General features: G+C 71.7%; 4 protein-coding genes and 1 tRNA gene. 3 read left to right on the top strand and 2 right to left on the bottom strand.

Features of this window, described 5'->3' with window-relative positions; genetic code table 11:
• Nucleotides 1–1,615: transglutaminase family protein (locus IR155_RS15375; protein ID WP_135115667.1), on the top strand; the 1,615-nt coding region annotated here is incomplete at its 5' end.
• Between the two features lie 606 nt (nt 1,616–2,221).
• Here the strand turns inward: IR155_RS15375 and IR155_RS15370 are convergent.
• Both IR155_RS15370 and IR155_RS15365 read right to left on the bottom strand, forming a co-directional pair.
• Nucleotides 2,222–2,310 (bottom strand) — tRNA-Ser (locus tag IR155_RS15370).
• Nucleotides 2,311–2,375: 65 nt separating this feature from the next.
• Nucleotides 2,376–3,824, bottom strand: a complete 1,449-nt coding sequence (locus IR155_RS15365) for a helix-turn-helix transcriptional regulator (RefSeq protein ID WP_135115666.1) — start codon at nt 3,822–3,824, stop codon at nt 2,376–2,378.
• 145 nt (nt 3,825–3,969) lie between these two features.
• Here IR155_RS15365 and aceA point away from each other — a divergent pair, with 145 nt between their 5' ends.
• Both aceA and aceB read left to right on the top strand, forming a co-directional pair.
• Entirely contained in the window at nt 3,970–5,274 is a 1,305-nt protein-coding gene (aceA, locus tag IR155_RS15360) for an isocitrate lyase (RefSeq protein WP_135115665.1), read from the top strand.
• 43 nt (nt 5,275–5,317) lie between these two features.
• On the top strand, nt 5,318–6,985 hold the full coding sequence (gene aceB / locus IR155_RS15355) for a malate synthase A (RefSeq protein ID WP_135115664.1): 1,668 nt from the start codon (nt 5,318–5,320) through the stop codon (nt 6,983–6,985).
• The last annotated feature ends 127 nt before the right edge of the window (nt 6,986–7,112 follow it).

Here is a 7,112-nt window from a genome sequence, read left to right as displayed (position 1 = left end):
GTGGGCGGGCATCCTGGGGGTGGGGTCGGTCGTGGCGGCGCTCATCCTGTCGCCGATGGTGCCGCTCGCGCCACCCACGGGCGGCGGCGTCGGGCGCACCTCGACCATCTCGGCGACGCTGGATCTCGGCGACGACCTGCGCCGTCCCGCCGACGTCGAGGTGCTGCGGCTGCGCACCGACGCCCCCTCGCCGCCGTACCTGCGCGTGGCGACCCTCACCCGGTTCGACGGCATCACGTGGGCCCCGGATGAGGGCACGCCGCTGAGCGACCTCGCCTTCCCGCCTCTCGCGCGGGGCGGCGAGGTGACGGAGCGGACGACCTCGGTGGAGATCACGCGCCTGACCGGCAGCTACCTGCCGGTGCCGTATCCGGCGACGGCGGTCGAGGGAGTGCAGGGTCAGTGGACCGCGGACGGCCTGAACCGCACGGTCCGCAGCGCGTCGGCGAGCGCGCTCGGGCAGCGGTACGTCGTGACGTCGCAGGAGCCGCAGATCACGCGCGAGGAGGCCCGCGCGGTCATGCCGCGGCGCGACGGGCCGATCGATGCGATGTTCGCGATCCCGCCCGGCGACGATCCCGAGTTCCATCCCGGCTCGACGGTGCTGCCCGAGGGCGGCGTCGACGAGGCCATCCGCGCCGCGGCGCTGGAGGCGATCGGCGACGCCACCACCGCGTACGACGCCCTCATCGCCATGCAGTCGTGGTTCCGCCTCGACGGCGGATTCTCGTACTCGCTCGATGCCCCCGTGGAGGAGGGCTTCGACGGATCCGGGATGGACGCGATCGAGCGGTTCCTCGACGTGCGCAGCGGCTACTGCGTGCACTTCGCCTCGACCTTCGCGGTCATGGCGCGCTCGCTCGGCATCCCCTCGCGGGTCGTCGTGGGCTTCCTCCCGGGCGACGCGACGGGCGAGGAGGTCGACGACCAGGATGTGTATGCGGTCCTCGGCTCGCAGCTTCACGCGTGGCCGGAAGCGTACCTCGACGGGATCGGCTGGGTGCCGTTCGAGCCGACCGTCGGGCTCGGGTCGCCCACGTCGCTGCGCTCGGCGACCGCGCCGGGCACCACGCCGTCGGACGCCCCGGCCCCGTCGTCGGCGCCGACGCCCGCGCCGAGCTCGTCGCGCGACGTCGACCGCGGCGATGCGGCCGGCGGCGCTCCGACGGGCGCGGCGTTCAACCCCGCCGACCTGCTGCGCTGGCTCGCGATCGCGGTGGGCGCGATCATCCTGCTGGCGCTGCCCGCCGCCGTCCGCGCGGTCCGCTGGACCGTCCGCCTGGCGGCCGCGCGCCGCGGCGACGCGGGAGCCGCCTGGCGGGAGCTGCAGGATCTGGTGATCGACGCCGGCTACTCCGTGGACGAGAGCGAGTCGCCGCGCGCGTTCGCCGCGCACCTGACCCGTGAGAACGGCGTCGCCCCGGACATCCTGGATCCGCTGGTGAGGGCGATCGAGCGCGCGAGCTTCGCTCCCCCGGACGGATCGGCGGGGCCGGATCTTGCCCGCTCGCTCACGCGGGTGCGGCACGCGCTGCTGCCGGCGGGGCGGGAGCGCCTGCGCGCCTCGCTGCTGCCGCGGTCGCTGGCCGTGCGCCCGCGCGTCACGAGCCGCTGAGCGCGGCTGGTTATCGAGCGAGCGAAGCGAGTCGAGATGACGGCTCGCACGCACGAGCGGCCTCGGGTCGGTCGCTTCGGCTCGCTGGCGCTCGCTCAGCAACCGGCACGGGGTAACGGTGCGGCGTGGGCATCTGCGCCCCCACCCCGGTTATCGAGCGAGCGAAGCGAGTCGAGATGACGGCTCGCACGCACCCCGGTTATCGAGCGAGCGAAGCGAGTCGAGGTGACTGCTCGCCCCCCACCCCGGTTATCGAGCGAGCGAAGCGAGTCGAGATGACGGCTCGCACGCACCCCGGTTATCGAGCGAGCGAAGCGAGTCGAGATGACTGCTCGCCCCCACCCCGGTTATCGAGCGAGCGAAGCGAGTCGAGATGACTGCTCGCACGCACGAGCGGCCCCGGGTCGGTCGCTTCGGCTCGCTGGCGCTCGCTCAGCAACCGGCGCGGGGTAACGGTGCGGCGTGGGCATCTGCGCCCCCACCCCGGTTATCGAGCGAGCGAAGCGAGTCGAGATGACGGCTCGCACAGATGCGCGGCCCCGCCCGGTCGCGCCGGGTGAGACGGGAGAAGCCCCGCACCGGATGCCGGTGCGGGGCTTCTGAGAGCGGAAGCGACAGGATTTGAACCTGCGAGACGAGTTACCCCGCCTACATGGATTCCAGCCATGCTCCTTCGGCCGCTCGGACACGCTTCCAAAGGGCGACTTTATCACGCGGCCCTGCGCGTCCGATCCGGCTCACACCCGGCACGCGCCGCGCTTCACCCGACCGGGGCGTTGCGCTCGAGGAACTCGTACACCTCGGTCGTGTCGACGCCCGGGAAGGACCCGGTCGGCAGGGTCGCCAGCAGGGTCCGCGGGGTGCCGACGTGCGGCCACGCGCCGTCGCGCCAGGTCTCCTCGAGGTCGGCCGGCGGGCGGCGGCAGCACACCTCGACGGAGTGGCGCGACAGGCCGCGGTTGGGGGTGTCGCGACCGACGAACCACTTGGTGTCCTCGAAGCGCACGCCGACGCTGACCGAGTGCGCGCCCTGGGCCGAGTGCTCGACGCGTGCGGTGCACCAGTACGTGCCGTTGCCCGTGTCGGTGTACTGGTAGTACGGGTTGAAGCGGTCGTCCATCGTGAAGACGACCCGGCTCGTCCACCGGCGGCAGCACATCTGACCCTCGATCGCGCCGAGCTGATCCGACGGGAAGTTCACGTCGTCGTTCTCGTACGCCTTCGTGATCGTCCCCGACTCGTGAACCTTCAGGAAGTGCACCGGGATGCCGAGGTGCCGGGTCGCGAGGTTCGTGAACCGGTGCGCGGCGGTCTCGTACGAGACCGAGTAGGTGTCGCGGAGGTCCTCGATCGAGATCGCCTTGCGCTTCTTCGCGTCCTGCAGCATCTCGACCGCGTGCTGCTCGGGCATCAGCAGGGCGCCGGCGAGGTAGTTCTGCTCGACGCGCTGGCGCAGGAACTCGGCGTAGTCGGTCGGCTCGGCGTGCCCGAGCACGCGGGCGGTGAGGGCCTGCAGCACGGCGGTGCGCGGGTCGCCGCGGTGCCGGTCGGACAGGTAGAGCCGGCCGTGCTTCAGGTCGAGCACGCTGCGCGTCGTCTGCGGCAGGTCGGGCACGTGGTGGATCGTGAAGCCCAGGTGTGAGGCGATGTCGCTCGTCGCGCGCTGGGTCAGCGGTCCGCCCGTGTGCCCGGCCGCGCGCAGCAGCTCGTGCGCGGCCTTCTCGAGCTCGGGGAAGTGGTTCCCCTGCCGGCGCATGAGCCGGCGCAGCTCGACGTTCGCCCGCCGCGCCTGCTCGGGCGTGGCCGAGCGCTCGTCGTGAAGGCGGTCGATCTCCCCCGCCAGCCGCAGGATGGTGCGCAGCACGTCATCCGGGGTCGACTTCGGGATGCGGAAGGGGCTGATCCCGAGCGCCTGCAGCCGGGCGCCGCGCAGGGCGCGCTCGACGCCGATCTCGAGCGCGTCGCGCTCGTCGAGCGGCTCGGCCTGCAGCAGCGCGTCCATCGTTGTGCCGAGGGCCTTGGCGATTGCCCGGAGCATCGAGAGCTTCGGCTCGCGCCGGCCGTTCTCGATCATCGACAGCTGGCTCGGCGCGCGGCCGACCTGCGCGGCGAGCGCCTCGAGCGTCATCCCGCGCTCTCCCCGGAGCTGGCGGATCCGTCGTCCGACCGCGAGCGCGTCGGCGTCGTCCAGTTCTTCATCGAGCTGCATGCCGGAGATCCTGCCACAGAGATCCGGATTGCAGAAAGAGGGCGGATCTTCTGCGGACGACTTCGGTTCGGAAGCCGCGTCCTTCGCGCATCGTGGGTTCACCAGCCCCTTCCGCGGGCATCCACCCAGACCGAGGAGCACGATGATGAGCACCCCTTCGCAGCCGGCCCGTCCCGGCGACCAGGTCCAGACGGCCGACGACCTCCGCCTCGAGTGGAGTGCCGACCCGCGGTGGAACGGCGTCCGCCGCGACTACACGGCCGAGGACGTCATCCGCCTCCGCGGCAGCGTCCGCGAGGAGGCGACGCTCGCCCGCCGCGGCGCCGAGCTGCTGTGGGAGCGGCTCGGCTCGGACGAGTACGTCCGGGCGCTCGGCGCCCTCACCGGCAACCAGGCCGTGCAGCAGGTGCGCGCGGGCCTGAAGGCGATCTACCTGTCCGGCTGGCAGGTCGCGGCCGACGCGAACCTGTCGGGCCAGACCTACCCCGACCAGTCGCTGTACCCGGCGAACTCGGTGCCGGCCGTCGTGCGGCGCATCAACAACGCGCTGCTGCGCCAGGATCAGCTCGAGACGGCCGAGGGCAAGCGCACCCGCGACTGGATGGCCCCGATCGTGGCGGACGCCGAGGCCGGTTTCGGCGGGCCCCTGAACGCGTACGAGCTCGCGCACTCGATGATCCAGGCGGGCGCGGCGGGCATCCACTGGGAGGACCAGCTCGCCAGCGAGAAGAAGTGCGGCCACCTTGGCGGCAAGGTGCTGGTGCCGACGCAGCAGCACATCCGCACGCTCAACGCGGCCCGCCTCGCGGCGGATGTCGCCGGCGTCCCGACCATCCAGATCGCCCGCACCGACGCCCTCGCGGCGGACCTGCTGACGAGCGACGTGGACGAGCGCGACCGCGCCTTCACCACCGGCGAGCGCACGAGCGAGGGCTTCTATCGGGTGCGCAACGGGATCGAGCCGGTCATCTCGCGCGGCCTCGCGTACGCCCCGTACGCCGACCTGCTGTGGGTCGAGACGGGCACGCCCGACATCGAGCTCGCACGGGAGTTCGCGGCCGCCGTGCACGCCGAGTTCCCGGGCAAGATGCTCGCCTACAACTGCTCGCCGAGCTTCAACTGGCACCGCGCGCTGACCGACACGCAGATCGCCTCGTTCCAGGACGACCTGGCGGAGCTCGGGTACCGGTTCCAGTTCATCACCCTGGCCGGCTTCCACGCGCTGAACCACTCGATGTACCAGCTGTCGCGGAAGTACGCGTCGTCCGGGATGACGGCGTACGTCGAGCTGCAGGACGCCGAGTTCGCGGCCGAGGCCGACGGCTACACCGCCACCAAGCACCAGCGAGAGGTCGGCACGGGGTACTTCGACCACGTGTCGACGGCGCTCAACCCCTCGAGCGCCACCCTCGCCCTCGTCGGCTCCACCGAGGCCGACCAGTTCCACTGAGCCGAACCAGGTTCATCCATTTCGAGACTCTCTGGAGGACATCATGACCATCACCGACATCGCTCCCCCGCCCCGCGCGTTCCGCGCCGAGCCCGAGCACGACCGCATCACCCCGACGCTCACCGTCGTCGGCCCGCTGCACGAGCGCTACGAGGAGATCCTCACGGGCGAGGCGCTCGCGTTCGTCGCGGCGCTTCACGAGCTGTTCGCCGGCGCGCGGTACGACCGCCTCGCCGACCGGATGCGCCACGGCTACGAGATCGGCAACGGCCGCGACCCGCGGTTCCGCGACGACACGGCCCGCATCCGCGAGGACTCCTCGTGGCGGGTGGCGGGCCCGGGCCCCGGTCTGGAGGACCGCCGCGTCGAGATCACCGGGCCCACGGACCCCCGGATGACGATCAACGCGCTCAACTCGGGCGCCCACGTGTGGCTCGCCGACCAGGAGGACGCCACGAGCCCCACCTGGCGCAACGTCATCGGCGGCCAGCTGTCGCTGCGCGACGCGATCCGCGGCCAGCTCTCGTTCACATCGCCGGAGGGCAAGCGCTACGAGGTGACGGCCGAGCGGACGCCCACCATCGTCATGCGCCCGCGAGGGTGGCACCTCGAGGAGCACCACATCCACTTCACCGACCGCTACCGGCGCACGATGGCGGCGTCCGGTTCCCTCGTCGACTTCGGCCTGTACGCGTTCCACAACGCGCAGGCGCTGATCGATCAGGGGCGTGGGCCGTACTTCTACCTGCCCAAGATCGAGTCGTCCGAGGAGGCCCGGCTGTGGGATCAGGTCTTCACGTTCACCGAGCAGTACCTCGGGATCCGGCACGGAACCATCCGGGCGACGGTGCTGATCGAGACGCTGCCGGCCGCGTTCGAGATGGAAGAGATCCTGTACGAGCTGCGCGACCACTGCGCGGGGCTCAACGCGGGCCGGTGGGACTACATCTTCTCGATCATCAAGACCTACCGGGGGCGCGGGTCGCGGTTCGTGATGCCCGACCGCAACCAGGTGACGATGACCGTTGACTTCATGCGGGCGTACACCGAGCTGCTCGTGAAGACGTGCCACAAGCGCGGCGCCCACGCGATCGGCGGGATGAGCGCGTTCATCCCGAACCGCCGGGACCCGGAGGCCAACGCCCGCGCCCTCGAGCAGGTCGCGGCGGACAAGCGGCGTGAGGCCGCGGACGGGTTCGACGGCACGTGGGTGGCGCACCCGGATCTGATCCCGGTGGCGCGGGCGGAGTTCGACGCCGTGCTCGGCGACCGCCCGAACCAGGTGGACCGCCAGCGCGACGATGTGCAGGTCTACGAGCGGCACCTGCTGAACCTCTGGATCGGCCGGCCGATCACGGATGCCGGTGTTCGCGCGAACGTGTCGGTCGCCCTTCGCTACATCGAGGCGTGGCTGCGGGGTCAGGGCGCGGTGGCGATCGACGGCCTGATGGAGGATGTCGCCACCGCCGAGATCTCGCGCTCGCAGATCTGGCAGTGGATCCGTCAGGAGAAGTCGACCGAGGAGGGGACGCCGATCACCCGCGAGTACGTCTCGTCGCTGGTGGATGAGGTGCTCGCCGAGGTCGACCGCCACGACGGCGACCGCTTCGACGACGCCGCCGAGGTGTTCCGCGACGTGGCCCTGTCGGAGGGCTTCCGCCCGTTCCTGACCACCCGCGCCTACGCCGACCATCTTGTCGAGCTGGCGTAGCCCGCTGCCTGCCGCGTTCCCTGGGGCGCCCCGCTGAATCGGCGGGGCGCCCCTTCGCGTGGCGGGCCGGATCGCGGAGGTGCGTGATCGACGCACCGGCGAGGAGCCGAAACGCCTCGACCTCCCC

The sequence above is a fragment of the Microbacterium paludicola genome, from assembly GCF_015235415.1.
GTDB classification, from domain to species: domain Bacteria; phylum Actinomycetota; class Actinomycetes; order Actinomycetales; family Microbacteriaceae; genus Microbacterium; species Microbacterium paludicola.
Note: the sequence above shows the minus strand (reverse complement) of the source record. Positions and strands in the feature narration are given on the sequence as shown.

Excerpts from the sequence above, each read along its gene's own strand:
- aceA (WP_135115665.1), top strand. The coding sequence starts at position 3,970 with ATGAGCACCCCTTCGCAGCCGGCCCGTCCCGGCGACCAGGTCCAGACG.
- IR155_RS15365 (WP_135115666.1), bottom strand. The coding sequence starts at position 3,824 with ATGCAGCTCGATGAAGAACTGGACGACGCCGACGCGCTCGCGGTCGGA.
- aceB (WP_135115664.1), top strand. The coding sequence starts at position 5,318 with ATGACCATCACCGACATCGCTCCCCCGCCCCGCGCGTTCCGCGCCGAG.